The organism is Bacillus sp. CDB3 (genome assembly GCF_002081505.1).
GTDB classification, from domain to species: Bacteria; Bacillota; Bacilli; order Bacillales; family Bacillaceae_G; genus Bacillus_A; species Bacillus_A cereus_AT.
On sequence record NZ_ALBR01000069.1, the window covers coordinates 42,334 to 65,679 of the forward strand.

The following is a 23,346-nucleotide window of genomic DNA, read 5'->3' on the forward strand; positions in this document are numbered from 1 at the left end:
CATTATGGGAACTTTTTATGAAAGTTAATCCTACCTTTTCTTTGTGCATAGTTTTTCTCATAACAGCAAAACTTTTAATAAGGAGGTGGAACTCACAATGGGTAAAGATCGCCAAGAACGAAAGCTAAGAGAATCACGCCGCGTTGAATCTGATCGCGACCAATCACTTCAATATCCTGGTGCAACTAGTCTTGATACACCGGAGCAAGCTCGAAAACAAAATCAGCACTAAAAATAAAAAAGACGGTTTCAGCATTGTATGAAACCGTCTTTTTTCGTAATTATTTTAATAAATTCCATTTATAATATAATTCTTTTGTTTTCGTATTAATATCTCAATCACAATATATTTTCTTTTTATCCATATAATAATATAGATAAAAATATCACTTTTCGTTTCATAAAAAAACCAACCACACGGTTGATTTTTTTATCTCCTACTATAATGCGTAGTATCAATCCCACGCTGCATTAACCAATGATACGTTTCGCCTTTTACAACAAGAGGTACAGATTGTAATTCTTCTATCTTCTTTACCCCAAGAGCTGTCATAATGAATTTTAAATCTGTATGTAGAAGATCAATTTCATCCACTAACTTCTCGACACCATCTTGCATTAAAATACGTAAAAAGTATCCGGCTAACGCAGTTATATTCGCCCCTAATGCGATCGCCTTTGCTACGTCTAGCGCTGTTTGTATGCCCCCAGATGCAATAAAAGAGAGGTTATTATTTGTAGAGGTTGCTTCAATAATCGAGGAAGCTGTTTGTATGCCCCAGTTATTAAAATAAGAAAGCATTCGCTGTCTTCTTTCATTTTCAACAGCAGCAAAATTCGTACCACCTTGTCCACCAATATCAATTGCTGTTATACCTATACTCGCTAACTGCTGTACTGTTTCCTTACTCATTCCAAATCCCACTTCTTTTACAATGACAGGAACTTTACTGTTTAACACAATTTGTTCAATTCGCCGAAGTACACCCGTAAAATCACGGTCTCCTTCCGGCATCGTTAACTCTTGTATGACATTCAAATGAATTTGCAGTGCATTCGCTTCAATCATATCAACGGCACGCTCCGCCTGTTCGACAGTTGCCTCACTCCCCAAATTAGCAAAGAAAATACCATTTGGGTTTACCTTTCTGACGATTTTATACGAAGCCGCCTCGCTATCATTTTTTAAGGCTGCCATTTGCGAACCTACAGCCATAGCAAGGTTATGTTGTTTCGCTACATATGCTAATTGCTCGTTAATATGTAATGTTTGCTCTCCTCCACCACCAGTCATCGCATTGATAAAAATCGGCGAACTTAGTGAAAGTTCGCCGATTTTTGTTTCACATGTTACAGTGTCATAACTTGAATTTGGCAAGCTTTGATGCACAAAATCAATATCATGAAAGCCATGCGTACGAGACTGACCAGTAGAGAGAGCATATTCAATATGATCTAATTTACGTTTTGCCCTTACCACTTGTACCCCTCTTTATTTCTTTAATTTTTTCAGTTGTTCACCAATAATATCACTTAACTGGAAAGTAGCAGAATCAGCATTTGGCTCATATTGGCTATAATCTTCTGTTACATTATTTTCTTCAAGCGTTTCTTTTATGCTTAAAGAAATACGTTTTTCTGCTACATGGACTTCAAGCACTTTCACTTTTACTTCTTGTCCCATTTCTAATACTTCATTTGGATTTTTCACGTGACGATTTGCAATTTGAGATACATGTACAAGCCCTTCAACACCAGGTAAAATTTCAACAAACGCACCGAATGTAACAAGGCGTTTTACTACTCCCTCACGAATATCTCCAGCTTTTATTTCGCCAGCAACATTTTCCCAAGGTCCTGGCTGAGCTGCTTTAATTGATAAAGAAATACGTTGTGTATCGGCATCAACAGATAGCACCTTTACTTTCACCTTTTGACCTTGCTCTAATACCTCAGAAGGTTGTTCTACACGTTCATGTGAAATTTGTGAAATGTGAACTAAACCATCCACACCACCAACGTTAACGAAAGCACCAAAATCCGTTAATCGTTGTACTGTCCCTTCAACAACATCTCCCTCTTTTAACGAAGAGATGGCTTCTTTTTTCTTAGAATCTAGTTCTAGTTCTACTACCGCTTTATGCGAAAGGATTACACGATTTTTTTCACGGTCTAATTCAACAATTTTCACCGCTAATGTTTTCCCTTTATAGTCAGCAAAGTCTTCTACATAATGTACTTCTACAAGTGAAGCTGGGATAAAACCACGAACACCAAGGTCCACAACTAATCCACCATTCACGATATCTTTTACAGTAACATCAAATACATAACCAGAATTAAATTTCTCTTGTAATTCTACCCACGCTTTTTCTGCATCAACAGCTCTTTTAGATAAAACAAGATCATCATCTTCTAATTTAATAATTTTCAATTCAAGTGTTTGATCTAATTCTACAACATCGCTTGCTTTTTCAATATGAACGTTAGCTAATTCACTAATCGGAATTACGCCATCTGTTTTGTATCCAACATTTACAAGCACTTGTTTCTCTTCAACTTTCGTTACAGAACCTGTAACAACGTCACCAACTTGTAATTCTTTTGAATTCATAACTTCTTCATTCATTTTTTCTACCATGGAAATACCTCCCTACAGAATTGACAAAGCATTTTTATGTATATACGAAATGAAAACAAATGTTTTCATTTGCATGTTTAAGAATTTATCATCACATATTCTGTTTCAATACAGTTCACAAGAAACTATATTAAACCTATATAAATAGTATACAGCAAAATCATCTTGATGAAAGTATGATTTGAAATATAATAGCGAATATATTCTGACAGTTTTTTTCCTCTGTAACTAACTTCTTACAAATTAGCCCATTTGTCAAGAAAAGAGACTTATAATTCACGTATCCTTTACATTTCAAAAAAAATAAAGAAAGAGGATAATCCTCTTTCTTTATTTCGCAAATACTCCTGAAACAATACCCATAATTTTTTGGACAACTTCTTCAATTGATAAAGAAGTTGTATCTAATTCCAATGCATCATCAGCTTTTTTCAAAGGAGAAACTTCACGTTCTGAATCTAATTTATCACGCCTAGCAATTTCTTCTTTTAACTGCTCTAAATTAGAATCGAAACCTTTATTCATATTTTCTAAATGTCTTCTTTCTGCTCTTTCTTCTACAGAAGCAAGCATAAAGATTTTCACTTCAGCATCTGGTAGTACATGTGTACCAATATCGCGACCATCCATTACTACGCCGCCCTTTTCAGCTAATTCTTGTTGACGACGTACCATTTCTTCACGAACAAGACGATGCTTCGCTACAATAGATACACGATTCGTCACATCAGGCGTACGAATCACTTCAGAAACATCTTGTCCATTTAAAAATACAAGTTGTGTATTTTCCCCTTGTTGAAATTCAATATTCACATTTTTTACAACTTCCATTAACTTTTCTTCATTTTCAATATCCACTTTTTGTTCAAGGGCTGCATATGTAATAGCACGGTACATTGCGCCTGTATCAATGTAAACATATGAAAGTTTTTTTGCAACAACTTTTGCAACTGTACTTTTCCCAGCAGCTGCTGGACCATCTATAGCAATCGAAATTCGTTTATCCATTGTAACACCTCATTTTTCACTTATAAAACAAAACGAAAAGCAGGTATTCTCCCCCTGCTTCTTCCCATTTGCTTCACGTCATTAAATCCTCAATTATTGTAGCATAATCCATCTTAGAAGAAAATGAAAACTACTTATTCACCTGTAAGATTTCCGCTTTATTTTTCGTGATGACACCTTCATAATAAACAATTTTTGATAAATATTTTACAGAAGATTTATGTATAAAGAGCAACTGTACAACAGAAAGACAAATAAATTGAATCAACAATATGCGAATAATAATTTTCTCCACTTTTTTCAAAAAACTCGCTCCTTTCCTCTCTATATTTATGCATCAAGTTTCTAAAATTCATTTAAATAAAACTCTACCTAATATCCACTTTGTACAACGCACATAAGACAATTAAGTTTATTGTCATTTTCTAAGCGTACTTTTATACATTTTCATTGTCGAATTTACTCAAAACATGTTATGTTCTAAATGTATTTTTCAACTTGAAAGGGGTATAGCATTGAAAAGAATCCTAGTTTTACACACAGGTGGAACAATTGCAATGGAGGAAGATAAAGAAACTGGGGTCGTACAACCAGGTGAAAAAAATCCTCTTTTAAAATTCATTCCTGATTTAGAAGGCGATGTTGATTTAATTGTTGAAGATGTGTTCCATCTACCATCTCCTCATATGACACCGAGCGAAATGTTACAATTACAAGTCATCATTGATGAAAGAGTAAAACAAGACAACATTCATGGCGTAGTAATTACACATGGTACGGATACATTAGAAGAAACAGCTTATTTCTTAGATTTAACAGTACAAGCAACTATTCCTATCGTTGTAACAGGCGCAATGCGTTCTAGTAATGAATTAGGTGCTGATGGCCTCTATAACTTCTTATCGGCTGTAAAAGTTGCTAGTTGTAATGAAGCTGCGGAAAAAGGTGTTTTAGTCGTATTAAACGACGAAATTCACTGTGCTACAAATGTAACGAAAACACATACAAGTAATGTCGCGACATTCCAAAGCCCACAATATGGACCAATTGGCATGGTAACAAAACGCGGTGTTGTATTCCATCACGCTTTAGTACATCACGAAACATATTCAGTAAGTAAAGTCTCTAAAAACGTAGTTGTTCTAAAAGCATATGCTGGCATGGATGATACATTGTTAGCAGCAATTGAAAACCTTCCAGTAGATGGAATTGTTATTGAAGCACTTGGACAAGGTAATTTACCTCCAAGAACACTTCCTAGTCTAGAACGATTAATAAACAAAGGCATTCCTATCGTATTAGTTTCACGTTGCTTCAATGGTATCGTTCAAGACGTATATTCATATGAAGGTGGCGGCAAACAATTAAAAGATATGGGTATTGTTTTCACATACGGTTTAAATGCTCAAAAAGCGCGAATTAAATTACTAGTCGCACTAGAGAATACAAACTCTCATAAAACAATCCAAAACATGTTTATGCACAATTAAAAAAGAAGCTGTCGAATTTCGACAGCTTCTTTTTATTGTTCTCTTGATGCAATGGTTTGCGCAATTGCATCCCCATGAAATCTACCGTTCTCGATAAATATTTCATTTGCATTATTCCCAGCAGCAATTACACCTGCAATAAAAATATTTTCAGCGTTCGTTTCCATTTTATCCTCTGTATAAATCGGACGTCCTGTTTCTTCATCAATCCGAACACCCATCTTCGTTAAGAAGCTATGATCAGGATGGTAACCAGTCATCGCAAATACAAAATCATTTTTGATTGTACGTGCTTCACCATCAACCGTATATGTTAATGTATGTTCAGTGATTTCTTTCACATGAGCCCCGAAATACATTTGAATTGTACCGTTTCGTACTAATGCCTCAAATTCCGGCAAAATCCACGGCTTAATGCTCGGCGAGTACTCACTTCCACGATACAGTACCGTTACACGCGCACCTGCTTTAACTAGTTCCAACGCAGCATCTATACTTGAGTTTTTCCCACCTATAACTACCACATCTCGATCAAAATAAGGATGTCCTTCTTTAAAATAGTGAGTTACTTTCTTCAGTTCCTCACCTGGAACATTCATATAATTTGGATTGTCATAATATCCAGTTGCTACAACAATATATTTCGCTATATATATTTCTTTATTTCCATCACGTTTTGTCGTCTCAACCTTAAAAACTTCTCCATCTTTTTGAACTTTCTCCACTCGTTCGAAAGCATTTACGCGTACAGATTTACGCTTTACTACTTCGCGATAATACGCAAGTGCTTGATTTCGAACCGGCTTACGGTTTTCGGTAATAAAAGCTACTTCACCAATTTCTAATTTTTCACTAGAGGAGAAAAATGTTTGATGAGTTGGATAATTATAAATGGCATTTACAATGTTTCCTTTTTCAATTACTAACGGATTAATCCCTACCTTTTGCAACGAAATTGCTGCCGCTAATCCGCACGGACCGCCTCCAATTATGATAGCTGTTTCTTTCTGCATACTCGGTTCACTCCTAGTCTTCTACCTCTGCACTATTTATAAAAACAAGAAAAAACCTACTTACAGCAGTAGGCACCTATCTTTATTGTATTCATTTTTCTTATGTTTGTCATCTAAACGAAACGTACATCCGATAGACATCTGCTAAAAACTGCTGAAATTTAATACCTTGTTTCCCTAATACATTTTCAGGATCAATCTTTCTAGCTGGATCAAGTGTTTTATGTGATACGATATCTTTTTTCGGATTCAAGCCAAAGTTTTGACATAAATAAGCATGATACCATGTAAAACGAGTATATGCTTCCCAAAAGTTAACATCACCGCCATAACAAAGTTCCACACCAATGGCAGCCTTATTCGCATCATAACCATATAGATCATTATCCGTCGGCACACCATATCGAACATGATATGCAACCTCATTTATAGGGACAATTTCCAATATTGTTTTGTCATCTATAAATGTATGCGCCGAAGCTTTCGGTTGTATTTCATTAAAGTAATCTCGATTCCCTATCGCATTGCTACCAGGATTCCCCGTATCATGACTTACAATAAACCTTACTTTAGAAAGAGGAATTCCCGGTCGTGAACTTCCATATCCAATATAGTTACGCTCTATAGGAAACATCGCCATTACTACCAACTCCCGCTTTAGAAGATTACCTTACTTCCTTATATGTATTCGGTAGCAATGTCCTTATAGCATATTTCTTATGCGAAGATAAAATCGAAAATATTTGATGTGAATACCATAAATAATACAATACTTACAGCCACTCCATAAAAACCGTAAAACCAAACACAATCTTCTTTCGTATCTAAACCGAAAAATTTATTTACCGATTGTAATAATGTGCCACGCTTACTTTGTTTGTTTCGTAATACTTCCACTCGTTCTACAACATCTGCTGGCATCATAAATCTTTGGTCTACTGTCATTTTCATCATTTATCTCTCCTTAAAATCATTTCCGTTTTGCTTATCTAAGGAAAGTATAGCACATTTGTTCGTGCAGAACAAGCGTTCTTTTTTGTTTTATTTATTTTTCAACAAACGAAGTAAGAATTGAGATTACAAAAGCTATAATTGATCCGACTACAACTGCACCAAATATTAAAAACAGTAACCCTTCTCCGAACACCCGAACGATACTTGTTTTTCGAACTCTCTTAGCGAGTGCAAGTTCATTCTCTAACACCTTAACCTTTTCTTCTAATTGTACTACTCGTTCCAACATTTCATTCCCCATGTGCAACACCTCATGTATTACTTCAACAAAAAACGTGATTCCCTCGAAAGGAAATCACGTTTTCTCAAAACATAATATATTATACCCAACCTCTGAAGCGACTAGCCTCAGCCATTTTACGAACACCAATCATGTATGCAGCTAAGCGCATGTTCACTTTACGAACTTGTGATGTTTCATAAATAGAATCGAATGATTTTACCATTACTTTTTCTAAACGTTGTTCTACTTCTTCCTCAGTCCAGTAGTAACCTTGGTTATTTTGTACCCACTCAAAGTAAGATACCGTAACGCCACCAGCACTTGCTAATACGTCTGGAACAAGTAAAATACCACGATCTGTTAAGATTTTTGTTGCTTCTAATGTAGTTGGGCCATTTGCAGCTTCAACCACAATTTTCGCTTTAATCTTATCAGCATTTTCTTCTGTAATTTGGTTCTCAATTGCAGCTGGAACTAAAATGTCGCAATCAAGTTCTAACAGTTCTTTGTTTGAAATTGTATTATTAAATAGTTTTGTTACAGTACCGAAGCTATCGCGACGATCTAGTAAGTAGTCAATATCTAATCCATTTGGATCATGTAATGCGCCATAAGCATCTGAAATTGCAATTACTTTCGCGCCTGCATCATGCATAAATTTAGCTAAGAAGCTACCTGCGTTACCGAATCCTTGAACAACAACGCGCGCACCTTTAATATCAATGTCACGTTTTTTCGCAGCTTCACGAATACAAATTGTTACACCTTTTGCAGTCGCTGTTTCACGTCCGTGTGATCCACCTAATACAAGTGGTTTACCTGTAATAAATCCTGGTGAATTAAATTCATCGATACGGCTATACTCATCCATCATCCATGCCATAATTTGTGAGTTTGTAAATACATCTGGAGCCGGAATATCTTTTGTCGGACCAACAATTTGGCTAATTGCTCGTACATAACCGCGGCTTAATCTTTCTAATTCACGGAAAGACATCTCACGTGGGTCACAAATGATTCCACCTTTACCTCCACCATATGGTAAATCAACAATACCACATTTTAAACTCATCCAAATAGAAAGTGCTTTCACTTCATTTTCTGTTACGTTTGGATGGAAGCGAATTCCACCTTTCGTTGGACCAACAGCATCATTATGTTGTGCACGATATCCTGTAAATATTTTAACAGTCCCGTCATCCATACGAACTGGAATTTTCACTGTCATCATACGAATTGGTTCTTTCAATAATTCATATACTTCGTTTGGATAACCCAATTTTTCTAATGCTTCATTAATTACAATTTGTGTTGAATTTAACAATTCAAAATGTTGTTCCCCTTGTTGTTGTGTTTTCGTTTGAGTTCCCTTTTCGGCTACCATAGTAAGTAAACCCCCTGTAATTTCACTTGTTTAGTAAACCTTCATTGCCTAGTATACACCGTTAAATTTGGAATGCAATAGAAAACGCTAACAAATATATACAAACTATTTCGTGTTGCAAGCGTTTTCACTATTATTATAGTCCTTTTATTGCTTTTAGAAAAGTAAAATACTTAAATATTTAAATATTTTTTATTTTCACCAAAACACATTCAATAAAATCAGTATTTCATCAAGAAATACTGATCGAATTTTCAACTACAGGTCGGCTAGTCTTGTTGCCTAAACTTCGCTTTATAGATTTTAGATTTTCAGCTGAATAAAAATAAAACCTCAAGCTACGTTACATTAGCTGAGGTTTTGCTTTTTCACAAAGTAATTGTATATTTGTTCAATTGCTTGAGAATCCATTAATTCTTTACCATATTCCATTATGCGATAAATTGTTGCTGTTGACGGATTACCGTATTCCGCTAAAATAGCTATAAAATCCGCCTTCAATAATTGAAATTGCTCTTCTTCTTCTATCCAAAGATAAAAACGATTATCCCATGTATACAACTTCCCATCAGTTACACCAAGGTTATATAAGCGATTTGACAAATTGATTACATCATCTAATGTAGCAAACTCGTAAAGTATATGTTCACTTTCATCAAGAGTCACTTGCATTTCAATAAACTCGTCACGGAACTCATCTTCTGTGTCCACTTCTTGATTTTCTTTTGTTACAATTACAACCATACCTTGAGCTTGTAGAGAAAATACTTCCACAGCAATCGGACCATCCGCTTCAAACCCTAATTCTTTATTTGCTTCTTGCATCATATCACGGAATAGTTGCTGTACTTTCGGTGCATTCCTCCACAAATCTTCTTTCGTTAATCCTCGTTCTGACAAATCATCAAATGTTAGGAAAATTTTGATCTTATTGTAATTTAAACGTTCCAGTCTCATCTCATACCCTCCCTACGTAACCATTGCATCTAATTTTTATTATATGAAATAGAAAATAGATGGTTCTTTCCGAACGACTATTCTGACATTCTTAACCATCCATCCCATTCTTCTTTCGTGTTACCAATAAGGATATTTTGAAGATTTAATTGATCCCCAATACTTTTTCTTCCTATAAAACCAACAAAGAGATTTTTATTTTTTGCTTGCAACAAATCAATAAATCTTACTGCCTCTTCAAGTTCTCGTTCATCATCAAAAGATATAAACAAATACTTAGGTTGCAATTGTTCAATAGCTAGTAAAATACCTTCTTCATCTAAACTTGTCCCCATATACATTGCTTGATATCCTTTTATTCGTAAATACGTCGCGAAAATAAATCCTTTTAATATATTATTTTCTAAAACGAAAACTTTGTTAACGGAAGAATACACTGATGCATTATGATAAATCATTCCTAGACGTGTTTGTAAGAATGATACAACATATTTGAATTGTGACATTGTAATCTCATTATTATTTTTTAAAATTAACAACTTGTTTGCCACTTGAAGAATGATACTTATAACAACCTTTTCCGTTGAATATATACTAAAAACCTCGTTTAATAATGCAGAAGTTGTAATTTCATCAAATTCTAACAAAGCTTGTAGTATATCGTCCACTAAAACAACTTCTTTATCAGTAATTTTTTCTATTTGAATGTTGTTCTGCAACCGATTCCCTTCTAATAACTGAACGGCTTGTCCAATCATCATCCCCTCAGAAACTTTGTTCATTAACCATTTCAAAATATAAATATGCTCTTCTGTATACAAACGATGCCCCGCCTGATTTCTCTTTGGGGCAATAATATGATAGCGTCTTTCCCATGCGCGAAGTGTACTCGGTTGAATTCCAAGTATATTCGAAACAGCTTTTATATTATAGTTTCCATTTGAAGTTGGCATTATTTCCCTCCACACAACGTAATGATATGCGTTTGAGAAGGTGCCCGAAAACGCAGAGGAAGCAATGTTGTTCCATACCCATTACTAACAAAGAGTGTCATATTAAAATGCTTATATATACCACCCTTTAAATATTTTTCAGATGGAAACAACCGAATTTGTCCTCCATGTGTATGTCCACTTAACACGAGCGAAATTTGTTCTTTACCAGACATTTTCTTTATTATATCAGGGTTGTGACTAATTAAAATGCGAAAACCTTCTTCTTTACAATCAGCCAATGCTAAATCTAAACGATCTCGTTCTAATCCAACATCATCGATACCGAGCAAGCAAATTTTCTCTCCTAACTCAGACTCAAATACAACTCTTGTATTATCTAATACCTTCACATTATTTTCTAACAATAAAGCATCTAATTCGTGATTTTCAATTTCATAATCATTATTTCCCCATACAAAATATACAGGGGCTACTTCTCTTAATTTTTGAATATTTAAAGATATTTGCGATAAAGGTACTCCTTTTTCAGCTAAATCACCGCCAATAATTACGATATCCACTTTCCCTTTTACTCGTTCAATTAGCGAGCTAGAAATGACCCTTCTATGAATATCCGAAATAAAAAAAACATTAACTTTTTGAAAACTTTCCGGAAATTCTTTGAATACTAATGTATGTTCCAGCACAGTATTACGCATCGCTTCTTTATACATTCCAAGAAGACATACAAAACCAATGCATATGAGAGTACATAATAATATAATCCATGTCATATATTTTTTACTCTCCCTCCTCGTAAAGTATAGTCCTTCATTTTATATGCAGCTATTATTTATCACTCATTTAACTAGCTCTCTTACTTCGCAGACTTATCTTTTATAGGAATTTTTAATTCTTGTCCTACTCTCACTTCGTCTTCTTGTAAATCATTATACTTTTTAATTACTTCCATCCCATTTTCATCTGAGAAATATTGCTTCGCTATACTTTTTAAACTTTCCCCATCTTTCACAATATGAGTTGCTACTTTCTCAGACTGCTTTTGAGATTCCGTCTTAGCTGAATCAAAGAAAATTACTTCAAACGCACTTTTCCCAGCATTATTACTATCACTTTTCACCTGTGTATATTTATCTGTATACCATAGAATACTAATAGGTAACAATATGAATAAAAATGTTAAAACTCGGACGAAAATATGATTCATTTTAAATTTTGGTTTTTTCTCTTTATTTCTATGAATTTCACTACGCGGCGGTAAACCTTCATCTTCTTCCACTCGCTCAACTTCTAACTCCTCTTCAAAATCAGGAATTCGTTTTCTCATGTTGTTCACCACCACCTTCCATTTATTTTCTTAATTGGAGTCCCATTATAAAATCAACAAGAAAGTGTGCAAAGATTGTTATAAACAAATTTCCTGTCCACTCGAATACATAACCAAAAACAAAGCTAATAAAGCAGACGAAACAAAACAAAAAAGGCTTCGTTATATACCGAATATGTAACACAGCAAAAATTAAACTCGCTATTACAATTCCAAAATGAGTCTGCACTACACCTCTAAATAAAAACTCTTCCGCAAAGCCAATAATAAACGTGATAACGAGTAAATGTATGACAGAGATTCCTTGAAACATTCTATCGTTAATGCCACCATCATCAAACCAAGATTCTGGAAACACTCGCATTGCAACATAATCTAATAACACAATACAAATCGCTAATAAGCCACCTAGTACAAGTATAGAAATCGGTTCCCATTTCCACAAACTATAAACTTCTCTTTTATCTTGAAATAATATGTATGCTAGTAAACAACCAATACCAATAATGATTAGTTGTGTTATGTATAGATTCAGTCTTATTTCCCTCGGACTCATATCTTCAACATTTTGCCTTTGAATGTTCATCATTCCTCCATCTTCCCTAGGCCGAAAAGCTTTTGTAACTCTGTTTCCCAATTATAGTCGAAAACTGACTGTTGCGCTCGTCTTTTTTTATAATCTGTTTTTGTAATACCACAGTAATCACAACAGTTTTCTATCTCTTTTTCCTTTCTATAACCGAACTGTTGTAATAAATATTCACGCCTACATCCTTGAACTTGTATCCATGACTTCATATTTTCTAGCTCACTATATTTATTACGCAGTCTCACTTCCACTTCCGCTATTAATCTGTGCATTATTTCATCTGACAAGCTCTCTAGCAGAAGATTTCGCTGTTGTATGATTCCAAGATGTTCGAGATGATAACGGATAAAACGCCAATATTGTTCATTAAATCTTGCTGCATTATAACAAATTTCTTCTACATCTTCTATTGGTAATACTTTCGTTTGAAACATTCTTTCTTGTAGTAACGAAAATAAAAATTGTATTTGTGATTTACTTGGCAATTCATCTTCAATGATTGAAATTGGCAAATCATGATCCAATGGACTACATAACAAAATGGCTATACTCGGTTCACCATCTCTCCCCGCCCTTCCAATTTCTTGTAAATAAGAAGCTACATTTGTCGGATATTGAAAATGAATAATATATCTTGTATTCGCCTTATTGACCCCCATCCCAAAAGCACTTGTACATATTACAATTTGCAACTGGTCATTCATAAACTGTTGTTGAATTAACATACGCTCTTCATGTTCCATACCACCATGATAAAAAGCTACACCTGTAATTCCTTTTCCTCTTAAATACTCGGTTAAACGCTCTGTCCAGGCCCTACTTGAACAATAAACAATACCAGGTCCTTGCAAATACATTATATGCTCAAAAAGCGCCTCTTTTTTTCTTCTATCGTTTCCACAAATTGCACTTCCATCGCAATATTTGGACGATCAATTGAATACACATGCTCAGCGACATTTTTTAGATTTAAACTTTCGGCTATATCTCGCAGTACATCCTTTGTAGCAGTTGCTGTTAATGCTAGTACATTTGGAGATCCGATACTCTCAATTACTTTATCTAATTTTTTATAATCTGGCCGAAAATCATACCCCCATTGTGAAATACAATGCGCTTCATCTACGACAAATAATGAAATATGTATTTTTTTCAATTCTCTTATTAGAAGTTCCGACTGCAACATCTCTGGTGATACGAAAACAAATTTATAAAAAGATAGCTTTTTCATTGCTTCTCTTTTTTCACTTAACGTCCGAAAACTATTAAATGCAATAACTCGATTTTTCACGACATACTTTAATTGCGTAACTTGGTCTTCCATTAAAGATAATAATGGTGATACAACAAGCACCGTACCCTCTTGCAGAAGCCCCGGAAGTTGATAACACATTGACTTTCCCCTTCCAGTCGGAAGCATCGCTACAACATCCTTCCCTTCCAATAAGTCCGTAATAACTCCTTTTTGCCCCGGACGAAATTCAGAATATCCAAACCACTTATATAAATATTCCTCAAGCTTCATTAATACCCTCCATCCGTGCCAATACAAGACGGACTTCAAAATAAGAGATTCCCTCTCCAACCGCTTGCTTCAACACACGCAATTTACGTGTTTGTAATGCTTCAATTACTTTTGATACTTTTTCTATTTTTTCTTTTCCCATAAACATCTCAATAGAAAATCCTTTTTCTCGTAAAGCAATCTCCACAAAATGATCTTCTATCGTGGCAACCTTTAAATTCCGAATTGTCGCTATTTCTTCTAAAGAGCGTCCTTGCCTCCAAAAATTATATGTTTTTTTCGTTGATAAGCTAAATAAATCAGCCTTCTCATTTGGATAAGAAATAATTTCAGCTAATAATGGAAATTCATTTTCTTTATTGCGAACTTCTTGAATAAGGAAATGAATTGTACCCCAAAATAAAAAGTACACTCGAAATACATCTTGTTTCGTAATTTCCGCTAATTGTTGTAAAGTACACCCAATACGTTCATAGCCAGTTAATCGATATGTTACGATTGTCGCTTCTACTGAATTATTTTTTTGTAAAAGAGTATGCATCTCCTTCCACAATGTTTTAGCCAATTCATTTCTCGTATATGGTATTCCCGTGAGAAAACGTTTCACCCACATCATTATTTCTGTATCCTGTTGAATTGGAATAAATTTCGCATTTGCCTGTTGTATATTCGAAATGGTTTGAACGATTAATGCTAATCTCTTCCAAAACGTTTCACCTATTTCACCATAGTGTAAACCATGTAAATACGTCGGAAAGGCAAATTCATCTTCCCATTTGTTTAATTGCATATTACCAGCAGTCGTTAACACGTATGTATTATCATGTATAGATTGAACTAAATCCGTCTGTAACAACTTTGCAACTTCTTGATCATAATCAGCTCTATTTAATGATTTATAAATCCCAAACAAAAAAGAAATTTGAAACATATTCCCATCTTGTAATGTTTGCGACGATCTCTTTCCTTTTAACAAATAATAAATCGAAGAAACGGTTCTTTCACCATTCAATTGTTTTAAACAATATAATAAAGTATATTGTAGCTGCATTACCGCTTCCACCTTTCAGTCTAACTTCATTCCTTTTTCAATACGATCGCATTTAACTTATCATATTCACACTACATGCTTGTATATATTCTATTGTATCAAACGAAATAACATTTAAGTATTTTGAAAATCTTATGAAATAATTCAAAAACAAGTTGACACCCTAATTGATAAGCATTATCATTATAATTTTATGTTGAAAAGTTTTAAAAACCGTTTTACAATAAGGTTATAATTTTTTGACGAACTTTTCACATACATATTATCAGGAGGGAAAAAAGATGGCAAAATATACAATCGTTGATAAAGATACTTGTATTGCATGTGGTGCTTGCGGCGCTGCTGCACCAGACATTTATGACTATGATGATGAAGGTATTGCATTTGTAACATTAGACGATAACCAAGGTATCGTTGAAATTCCAGATGTATTAATTGAAGATATGATGGATGCATTCGAAGGCTGTCCAACTGACTCGATTAAAGTTGCTGACGAATCATTTGATGGCGACTCTTTAAAATTCGAATAGTCTTTTATTAACTTCAAAAAATACCCCTCATATGGATGAGGGGTATTTTTTGTTTTCTATTTTCATTCTACTTAATAAAAAACCATTAGTAGTCCATACTACTAATGGTTTTATTTTACCCCGCATCAACGGGCAGTAAGACCCCTACCTCAAAATTCAACGCAAGCAAAGAAGTTAGGTGAGGGTCGGGCTGCCCGTAAATGCGGGGTAGGTGAAGGCTAATAATCAGCGGGGGATGAACAAACCCCCACTGATTAAAGTTTCACTTTATATTTTATGCATTATTCATTTTTGCAAACACCCATACTTTCAGGCGTGAGAATAACGCTACAAATACAATTGTCACTACAATTCCTTTAATCAAATTAAATGGTAAGATTGCCGTTACAACCGTTGTTTTTATAGCATCACTAGACATAGCTGGTGAATTTAAAAACCAAGTGTAAGCTGGGAATATGATGATGTAGTTTAATACACTCATGATTAACGCCATTGTAATTGTCCCTAGCATTAATCCTGTCGTTAAACTCTTTACAGTACGATACTTCCTAAATAAGAAAGCTGCTGGTCCAATAAATAAACATCCTGCAATAAAGTTTGCAATTTCTCCAACTGGCACTCCCGTTAAACTTCCTTGAATCCCGTAATGTAAAATATTTTTTATCGCTTCTACAATTACTCCTGCAATCGGCCCAAAAATAATCGCCGCAATTAAAGCTGGCACATCACTAAAATCAATTTTTAAAAATGGCGGAAGCCCTGGGAATGGAAAATCCAACATCATTAGTAAATACGCAATACTACTTAGCATCGCTACACTCACCATCTGCACTACACTGTTTTTTTGTTTCATCTTTCTCTCTCCTTTTCCATCGATCTTCTCATGGAAAGTGGAAAGGTTCTGCTATGCCTATTTTTTCATAGAACGAAAAAACCCTTTGCGATTTACACAAAGGGAGAATTTTAAGGCACATCAAACAGACGTTCAAATACTTATCTTTTTTGAACGCTTGAACCTCCATCTTCTCCCATCCAGACTATACTGTCGGCTTTGGAATCACACCAAATCCTGCCTTAACGGCTCGCGGGCTTAGAACGAAATTATTAACTGTTCATCACCGCCGGTCGGGATTTTCACCCTGCCCCGAAGATAGACCGATATTCTATTTTCCACTTCATTATACAACAACATAATCGTATTGTGAACAAAAAAAGTGTAACTTATTAAAAATAAGTTATTAATTTTATATAACCAAAGATACAATCAATATATTTTACAATACAACCCATATTTTTTATAATTCGGTATTTCTCTTATGAATCCCCTAGTCATATATCGTTAAAAGTGATAAGATGTTGAATTGTTAAGATAAGAACATTTTCTGAGTTATGGAGGAAATGTCATGAAGAAAGATAAAAGACACTCTATTCGAGAAGCAATGAAAAAGAACTTAAGAAAAGAATACTTTTATTTAAAAAAAGAATTACTTTTCTACTGTCCAATTGATCTAGGCACATTCTCAAGAGAGACATACTACGCTACTTTTGACCAAGATGGCATAAGTATTTATCAGTATGATAAAAAAACAGAAAGTAAATTAAAATTGTGTGAGCGTCATCCATGGAAGAGTTGGAATAAGGTAAAAGTTGATCACTATTTAACAACTTCTCAATTTATTTTTCAAGGTGAGCGAAACTGGATTTTATCCCTTTTCCAAAAAGGAAAAGAAGCTCAAAAAATAATTGAAGATCATACATCTTTACAAATTGAAGTTGTTTCCCGTCCTTTTTCCAAGAAACTTCCTGGTTTCCGTTCTAATACACCATTGAATAAATACATCGGTAGCATTTGTTACACTGCACTTATTGCATTTTTATTAAAATGGATGATTCCATTTCAAGCACCACAAATCGCCCTGTATTCTCTTTCAATTGGCTTTATGCTTCTTGGTTTACTTTGTCTTACAATTGGTCTAATCGAACCAACTATCGTACTATTCCGGACAAAAGAAAAAACAAGAACAAAAGTCTTTTACTTATATAGCTACTTAGCTATTTCTGGATTTATATGTGTCTTTATTTTTTGGTAAAAGAAACCGTCCCAAAAGATTTTTTGGGACGGTTTTTCGTTAGGAATAGGTTACTCTTATCTTCGTACGTTATTGCTAAGTCAACATTTCTTGTCGAAACGTCGATATAAATTCATTTACTATCGTATTCTTAAAAATCTATTCAAAAGTTATACTTTGGGAAGTTTCCTTTACTTAACGTATAGTTGTTGGTTCGGATAGATTCGCTCTTGTCGTAATCCATTTCTCACTTTGATTTCCTCAACTGTCATACTAAATCTTCGAGCAATACTAACTAAAGTGTCACCTTTTTGTACAACATATAATGATGATGAAACGACTTGGTTTTTTGTTCATTTAAAACAAGCAATGGATTCATCGCATTCCTTTTCTCCATCGTCCATCTTCCTTGATGCACTTCTAAATGTAAATGCGCTCCTCGCGATTCTCCTGTATTCCCTACCTCTCCAATTCGCTCTCCTTTTGAAATATTATCCCCTTGAACTACATATCTCTTATTTAAATGCGCATAAACAGCCTCATATTCTCCATGTTTAATAAACACAACATTTCCATAACTACTTGAAAAATAAGACTTTGTCACCTTACCATTTTGAATAGCTGCAACAGGCGTTCCAATGGCCGCAGCTATATCAATACCATAGTGTTTCCCATGTCTTGTCCCAAAATAATCACTTACCTGCCCATCAACAGGCCATATCCACTGATTCTCTTCAGCATAAACATGTAATTGAGATAAAAATAATATACTCAATATCACCACGCCACATTTTAACGCTTTCATATACATCCTCCGTTTTCTAATAACCGTCATACCTTCTCTATTGTGGGATATTACAGAAAAAAGTATACAAAAAAAGAAGTGAATTACTCCACTTCCTTCTCTTTTTTATTGCGAAAAACAAGTGCACTGCGGTTATATTCCACATCTTTCACTTGTAAACGCGCATTTATTACTCTAGCTACCGCAAACAAATAATCAGATAACCTATTTACATACTTTAGAACAATTTCATTGGTTTCTCCTTCTTTTTGCAACGACACTATACAACGTTCTGCTCTTCTTATAACTGTACGTGCAATGTGCATTGTAGCTGATGCCTCGCTACCACCTGGTAAAATAAAACGTTCTAATGGCGGCGCTTCTTCTGTATAAGAATCGATTCTTCTCTCTAAATACTCGACCATCTCTATCGTTACTTTATAGGGGATTTTCTTCTCTACTATTGCTAAATCTCCTCCACAATCAAATAGTTCATGTTGAATATTTTCAAGCTCGTTATAAATGTCACGAAAACATTCCTCTTGCAATTTTGACAGCGCGTATCCGATATGAGAATTCGCCTCATCAATTGTGCCATAAGCTTCTACACGTATATGATCTTTATCCACTCGGCCACCTATTACACTCGTTTCCCCTTTATCTCCTGTTTTTGTATAAAGTTTCATTTCATTATGACACCTCTCTTTTTCATACTGATTATTAAAGAAAAAAACTCTACCATTCTTTATTTAATTGAACTTACAAAAAAATAAAAAACAGTAGAGCTTTTATTCATTATCACTTTTAAAAAACATACATATCTAAATTATACGATTTGGTAAATATACAGAGAATGTAGTTCCTTCTCCAACGACACTGGATACAGAAATCTTTCCATCATGACCTTGAACAATATTTTTAGCAATCGCAAGTCCGAGTCCAGTTCCAACCTTTTTCCCACGCGTTCTCGCTTTGTCAGCTTTATAGAACCGATCGAACAAGAATGAAATATCTTCTTCTGGAATACCCGCACCTGAATCCTGCACTTCAAAAGTAAGCCCACTATTTTCCGTATTAATTACAAGTGTAACATGTCCACCCGCATTTGTATGACGGATTGCATTATCAATTAAATTCGTCAATACCTGCTCCATACGATCTGCATCAAACGGATATTGTTCAATTGGGCTTTGGAAATCAACTGTTAATTGAACTTCTTTATCCTTTGCAATCCCTTGGAATTTACGGCCAATTTTTTCGACAAATGGATGAATATCTACTTCACCAATATGTAACTCTACGTGACCACTTTCCATACGAGCTAAATCTAATAATTCATTTACAAGCTTACCTAAACGAACGGATTCATCATAAATGATTTGAACAAACTCATTAATTTCCTCTTTCGTTTGCACAATATCATCTAAAATCGCTTCACTATACCCTTGAAGCATGACCATCGGTGTACGAAGTTCATGTGATACATTCGCGATAAAGTCTTGACGCATCTTCTCAAGACGACGTTCTTCCGTCATATCACGCAACACTGCTACAGCCCCACGAATTTTCGTTTGATTGTAAAGCGGCGTCATAAGAACTACGTAGTTACCTTTTTGCAAATTAATTTCAACAACTTGTTGTTGCTCACTTTCTACAACGAGATGGAATAGTTCAACAAGTTCAGAAGGTAGTTTTTTACTTAGCTCTATCTCTTTTTCTTCTTGCCAAACTCGTAAGAAATGTTCGGCCGGTGGATTAATAACTACGACTTCCCCTTCTTGATTTAACGTAATAACCCCATCTGCCATACTACTCAAAATACTAGCTAACTGTTCTTTTTCTTGCTGCAAAGCATTCATATTAAACTTCAACTGTTTCCCCATTTGATTTAAGGCCGTTGCAAGCTCACCAATTTCATCCTGAGAAACCATAGGAGCCTTTGCATCAAACTTCCCACGTGCCACCTCAAAAGCAACCTCACGCATTTTACGAAGCGGTGCTGTAATTCGAGTAGATAAGAAGAACGCAAAGAAGGTTGTTAATATAATCGCAATCCCAGCCGATAAGAAAATAAAATCAGTCGTTCTCTCCATACCTTGTATCGGCACTTGCAATGATTCATATACGAACACTGCACTTTGATTTTTTGATTGCACCGGTTTTCCGACGATCATAATATCATTTTCAGTATTTTTATTCTTCCTACTATTAGAAGCTTTTCTAATGTTATTTTTAATTTCTTTTTTGTCTTTAAATACAGCAGCTAATTCTTTATCTTCTTTTAAATCATCTATCGTTAGAGTAACTAACCCTTCTTGTTTCGGAGAAGAGGAAATCTCCTTACCATCTTCTACAATAATGATTCTTGAAAGTGGATCAGAGAATTTGTACGCGATATTCTCAATCGTTTTTACATCGGCACCTTCTTCAATTAACTCTGAAACACTAGTTGCAACTTTTTGAAGCCTAGCTTCACTCATATCAACATAATACGTTCTAAAAAACTGCGAAAGTAAAATCGCAACAAATCCAAGAACAAACGAAACGAGAAGTAATATGGTCATCCATAACTTCCCTACTACACTTCTCCAAAGCATCAGTCGTTCACAACCTCAAACTTGTAACCAACGCCCCAAACGGTAACAATCATCTTCGCAGCATCTGGTGATTTTTTACTTAACTTCTCACGTAAACGCTTTACATGCGTATCAACTGTACGTAAATCTCCGAAGAATTCATATTGCCATACTTCTTTTAACAATTGCTCACGGTCAAACACTTTATCAGGAGCTTTCGCTAAGAATAATAGTAATTCATACTCTTTCGGTGTTAAATTCACTTCATTACCATCTGCTGTAACACGATGTGCGTCGTTATCAATTGTTAAATGTGGGAACACAGTAACATCTTTCGTCGTTGTATCCTGTGTAAAGAATGTTGTTGGTACAGCACGGCGTAATACCGCTTTCACACGAAGCACTACTTCACGAGGGCTAAATGGTTTCACGATATAATCATCAGTTCCTACCTCAAACCCTTGTACCCGATTTACTTCTTCACCTTTTGCTGTCAGCATAATAATTGGTGTCGCTTTCTTCTCACGAACCCCTTTGCACACTTCGATACCATCTTTACCAGGCATCATAAGATCTAATAAGATTAAATCATAATCATTTTGTAAGGCCATTTCTAAAGCTGTATCACCATTATCTGCTTCTTCAATTGTGTATTGCTCTCTTTCTAAATACATTTTCAATAAGCGACGAATACGATCCTCATCGTCTACAATTAATATTCTTGATTCATTTTCCATTTCTACCCGCTACGCATTTTAGCGCAACGGTTCACACCTACCCTTCTACAATATAATGTTGCACTTATTCTCATTTAACAAAATATTTTTTAAACGTTTCACTTTCCATATTATGCTTCACAAGAATAATAAAGTTTGTTCATTTTTTTTCCAAAACTATGTATTTTTTTTGAACAGTATATAATGTCCTCGACATCATTTTACAAAATCAACCGCTACTTTGTCATGTTTTTCTCAAAAAAGAAGAAAAGTTGACAAAAATAAAATAGGAAAGTGACATACACTCTCCTATTTTATTTCTCTATGCATATGAATGTAAACCCGCAATAATTAAGTTTACTACAATAAAGTTAAACATAATTATTGCAAAACCAATTACTGCAAGCCAAGCAGACTTTTCTCCATGCCATCCTTTAGATAAACGTAAATGTAATACCGCAGCATAAAAGAGCCATGTAATAAGTGCCCAAACTTCTTTTGGATCCCAACCCCAAAAGCGCGTCCAAGCAATTTGAGCCCAGATCATTGCAAAGATTAACGCCCCTAACGTAAACACTGGGAACCCTATCGCAATAGAACGATATCCGATTTCATCTAGTAAATCACTATTCGTATTCTTTACTAACGGCTGAAGTGCCGCTGATACTCGTTTGCGTAAAACAAGTCTTAATACAATATAAAGTAGTGTTCCAACTATCACTGACCAAATAACAGTATTTAATTTTTTCGCGTTTACAATTGCTGGAACTTCTACTGTCGGCTCTAATTTATTTTCTGTTATTAACTTCCCTTCATGTGGTCCAACTAAAGCTGGAAGATTATACTTCATCTCGACTTGTTGTTCATTTTTATCAATCCATTGAAACTTTGCTTCGTATTTCATACTAGAGAATACCGTTGTTACTCCAATAAATCCAACTGTACAAACAAGTGTGAAAACTACTGTTTCTAACCAAAATGTGCGCTTACTTCTTGTTGATTGATCTACATTTTTCAGTAAATACATTACGCCCGTAATAAAACTAATTGCTAAAATCGCTTGTCCTGCTGCCGCTGTCGTTACATGAATATGTAGCCAATTACTTTTTAAAGATGGGATAAGCGGTGATATTTCTCTAGGAAACATGCTTGCATATGCAATTAATAAAAGCGCGATTGGCAATGCAAACAATCCGATAATACTTACGCGGTACATAAAATACATAACAATAAAAGCGCCAACAAGCATCATCCCGAAGAAGGTACCAAACTCGAAGAAATTACTAACTGGTGCATGTCCTGAAGCGATCCATCTCGTTATGAAATATACCGTTTGGGCTACAAAACCTAAAATTGTTATTGTTATACCTATATTTGCCCACTTGTTACCTTTTTCTTTAATTGCTCCTCCAAAAAATAAAGTTGCAATTAAATATAAGATGAACGCAGCGAACAGAAAATTACTACTTATTTGCACCATATCGTTTCCCCAC

Annotated in this window: 24 protein-coding genes, 2 pseudogenes and 1 riboswitch; of the genes and pseudogenes, 4 read left to right on the plus strand and 22 right to left on the minus strand. The window is 34.8% G+C overall.

The window, feature by feature from the left end; genetic code table 11:
• Positions 1-97: 97 nt before the first annotated feature.
• Positions 98-232 (plus strand): YpzI family protein, encoded by a 135-nt coding sequence (locus CDB3_RS16760; RefSeq protein WP_000513901.1) that lies wholly within the window; start codon positions 98-100, stop codon positions 230-232.
• Positions 233-430: 198 nt separating this feature from the next.
• On the opposite strand, the gene fni is transcribed toward CDB3_RS16760, so the two are convergent.
• The 4 genes from fni to CDB3_RS31700 all read right to left on the minus strand — a co-directional run bounded on the left by fni (position 431) and on the right by CDB3_RS31700 (position 3,953).
• Positions 431-1,480 (minus strand): type 2 isopentenyl-diphosphate Delta-isomerase, encoded by a 1,050-nt coding sequence (fni, locus tag CDB3_RS16765; RefSeq protein WP_128855298.1) that lies wholly within the window; start codon positions 1,478-1,480, stop codon positions 431-433.
• 12 nt (positions 1,481-1,492) lie between these two features.
• Positions 1,493-2,641 carry a 30S ribosomal protein S1 gene (gene rpsA / locus CDB3_RS16770; protein ID WP_097831728.1) on the minus strand — a complete coding sequence of 383 codons (1,149 nt, stop codon included), beginning with the start codon at positions 2,639-2,641 and terminating at the stop codon, positions 1,493-1,495.
• Positions 2,642-2,971: 330 nt separating this feature from the next.
• Positions 2,972-3,649, minus strand: coding sequence for a (d)CMP kinase (gene cmk, locus CDB3_RS16775; RefSeq protein ID WP_000361260.1), 678 nt, complete (start codon positions 3,647-3,649; stop codon positions 2,972-2,974).
• Between the two features lie 130 nt (positions 3,650-3,779).
• Positions 3,780-3,953 (minus strand): DUF5359 family protein, encoded by a 174-nt coding sequence (locus tag CDB3_RS31700; RefSeq protein ID WP_179139714.1) that lies wholly within the window; start codon positions 3,951-3,953, stop codon positions 3,780-3,782.
• 211 nt (positions 3,954-4,164) lie between these two features.
• Here CDB3_RS31700 and ansA point away from each other — a divergent pair, with 211 nt between their 5' ends.
• Positions 4,165-5,139 carry an asparaginase gene (gene ansA / locus CDB3_RS16780; protein WP_128855299.1) on the plus strand — a complete coding sequence of 325 codons (975 nt, stop codon included), beginning with the start codon at positions 4,165-4,167 and terminating at the stop codon, positions 5,137-5,139.
• A gap of 32 nt (positions 5,140-5,171) precedes the next feature.
• Here ansA and CDB3_RS16785 read toward each other — a convergent pair whose 3' ends face one another.
• The 12 genes and pseudogenes from CDB3_RS16785 to CDB3_RS16840 form a co-directional block, all read right to left on the minus strand.
• On the minus strand, positions 5,172-6,152 hold the full coding sequence (locus CDB3_RS16785; protein ID WP_128855300.1) for a YpdA family putative bacillithiol disulfide reductase: 981 nt from the start codon (positions 6,150-6,152) through the stop codon (positions 5,172-5,174).
• A gap of 109 nt (positions 6,153-6,261) precedes the next feature.
• Entirely contained in the window at positions 6,262-6,792 is a 531-nt protein-coding gene (locus CDB3_RS16790) for a peptidoglycan recognition protein family protein (protein ID WP_001240648.1), read from the minus strand.
• A gap of 77 nt (positions 6,793-6,869) precedes the next feature.
• Entirely contained in the window at positions 6,870-7,106 is a 237-nt protein-coding gene (locus CDB3_RS16795; RefSeq protein WP_098776761.1) for a DUF3961 domain-containing protein, read from the minus strand.
• A 91-nt stretch (positions 7,107-7,197) separates the two neighbouring features.
• Positions 7,198-7,407: a hypothetical protein gene (locus CDB3_RS16800; RefSeq protein WP_128855301.1), complete on the minus strand. Its 210-nt coding sequence runs from the start codon at positions 7,405-7,407 to the stop codon at positions 7,198-7,200.
• A gap of 79 nt (positions 7,408-7,486) precedes the next feature.
• On the minus strand, positions 7,487-8,773 hold the full coding sequence (gene gudB, locus CDB3_RS16805; protein ID WP_128855302.1) for an NAD-specific glutamate dehydrogenase: 1,287 nt from the start codon (positions 8,771-8,773) through the stop codon (positions 7,487-7,489).
• Between the two features lie 348 nt (positions 8,774-9,121).
• A complete protein-coding gene (locus tag CDB3_RS16810) occupies positions 9,122-9,730 on the minus strand; it encodes a genetic competence negative regulator (RefSeq protein WP_001235405.1) in 609 nt (202 codons plus the stop codon).
• Positions 9,731-9,807: 77 nt separating this feature from the next.
• Complete coding sequence (locus tag CDB3_RS16815) at positions 9,808-10,683, minus strand: MerR family transcriptional regulator (RefSeq protein WP_097831735.1); 876 nt, start codon at positions 10,681-10,683, stop codon at positions 9,808-9,810.
• Positions 10,683-11,459: a metallophosphoesterase gene (locus tag CDB3_RS16820; protein ID WP_097831736.1), complete on the minus strand. Its 777-nt coding sequence runs from the start codon at positions 11,457-11,459 to the stop codon at positions 10,683-10,685. Before CDB3_RS16820 ends, CDB3_RS16815 begins: the two co-directional genes overlap by 1 nt.
• A gap of 83 nt (positions 11,460-11,542) precedes the next feature.
• On the minus strand, positions 11,543-12,013 hold the full coding sequence (locus tag CDB3_RS16825) for a LysM peptidoglycan-binding domain-containing protein (protein WP_128855303.1): 471 nt from the start codon (positions 12,011-12,013) through the stop codon (positions 11,543-11,545).
• A gap of 22 nt (positions 12,014-12,035) precedes the next feature.
• Positions 12,036-12,599: a CPBP family intramembrane glutamic endopeptidase gene (locus tag CDB3_RS16830; protein ID WP_128855337.1), complete on the minus strand. Its 564-nt coding sequence runs from the start codon at positions 12,597-12,599 to the stop codon at positions 12,036-12,038.
• Positions 12,599-14,127, minus strand: a pseudogene (locus tag CDB3_RS16835) (RecQ family ATP-dependent DNA helicase). Before CDB3_RS16835 ends, CDB3_RS16830 begins: the two are co-directional and overlap by 1 nt.
• Positions 14,117-15,178: a YpbB family protein gene (locus CDB3_RS16840; protein WP_128855304.1), complete on the minus strand. Its 1,062-nt coding sequence runs from the start codon at positions 15,176-15,178 to the stop codon at positions 14,117-14,119. The pseudogene CDB3_RS16835 and the gene CDB3_RS16840 overlap by 11 nt, the downstream one beginning before the upstream one ends.
• Positions 15,179-15,459: 281 nt before the next feature.
• Between CDB3_RS16840 and CDB3_RS16850 the strand changes: the two genes are divergently transcribed.
• Positions 15,460-15,708 (plus strand): ferredoxin, encoded by a 249-nt coding sequence (locus CDB3_RS16850; protein WP_001151994.1) that lies wholly within the window; start codon positions 15,460-15,462, stop codon positions 15,706-15,708.
• 274 nt (positions 15,709-15,982) lie between these two features.
• On the opposite strand, the gene CDB3_RS16855 is transcribed toward CDB3_RS16850, so the two are convergent.
• A complete protein-coding gene (locus CDB3_RS16855; RefSeq protein WP_000810848.1) occupies positions 15,983-16,561 on the minus strand; it encodes an ECF transporter S component in 579 nt (192 codons plus the stop codon).
• Between the two features lie 163 nt (positions 16,562-16,724).
• A riboswitch (FMN riboswitch) is annotated at positions 16,725-16,864 on the minus strand.
• A gap of 247 nt (positions 16,865-17,111) precedes the next feature.
• Here CDB3_RS16855 and CDB3_RS16860 point away from each other — a divergent pair.
• Positions 17,112-17,798: a hypothetical protein gene (locus CDB3_RS16860; RefSeq protein ID WP_128855305.1), complete on the plus strand. Its 687-nt coding sequence runs from the start codon at positions 17,112-17,114 to the stop codon at positions 17,796-17,798.
• A 170-nt stretch (positions 17,799-17,968) separates the two neighbouring features.
• On the opposite strand, the pseudogene CDB3_RS16865 reads toward CDB3_RS16860, so the two are convergent.
• The 5 genes and pseudogenes from CDB3_RS16865 to resC form a co-directional block, all read right to left on the minus strand.
• Positions 17,969-18,582, minus strand: a pseudogene (locus tag CDB3_RS16865) (peptidoglycan DD-metalloendopeptidase family protein).
• An 83-nt stretch (positions 18,583-18,665) separates the two neighbouring features.
• Positions 18,666-19,247 (minus strand): cob(I)yrinic acid a,c-diamide adenosyltransferase, encoded by a 582-nt coding sequence (locus CDB3_RS16870; protein WP_128855306.1) that lies wholly within the window; start codon positions 19,245-19,247, stop codon positions 18,666-18,668.
• A 135-nt stretch (positions 19,248-19,382) separates the two neighbouring features.
• A complete protein-coding gene (gene resE / locus CDB3_RS16875) occupies positions 19,383-21,158 on the minus strand; it encodes a sensor histidine kinase ResE (protein WP_128855307.1) in 1,776 nt (591 codons plus the stop codon).
• On the minus strand, positions 21,158-21,874 hold the full coding sequence (resD, locus tag CDB3_RS16880) for a DNA-binding response regulator ResD (protein WP_000426861.1): 717 nt from the start codon (positions 21,872-21,874) through the stop codon (positions 21,158-21,160). Before resD ends, resE begins: the two co-directional genes overlap by 1 nt.
• Before the next feature lie 301 nt (positions 21,875-22,175).
• Positions 22,176-23,333, minus strand: coding sequence for a cytochrome c biogenesis protein ResC (resC, locus tag CDB3_RS16885; protein ID WP_097831745.1), 1,158 nt, complete (start codon positions 23,331-23,333; stop codon positions 22,176-22,178).
• Positions 23,334-23,346 lie beyond the last annotated feature (13 nt).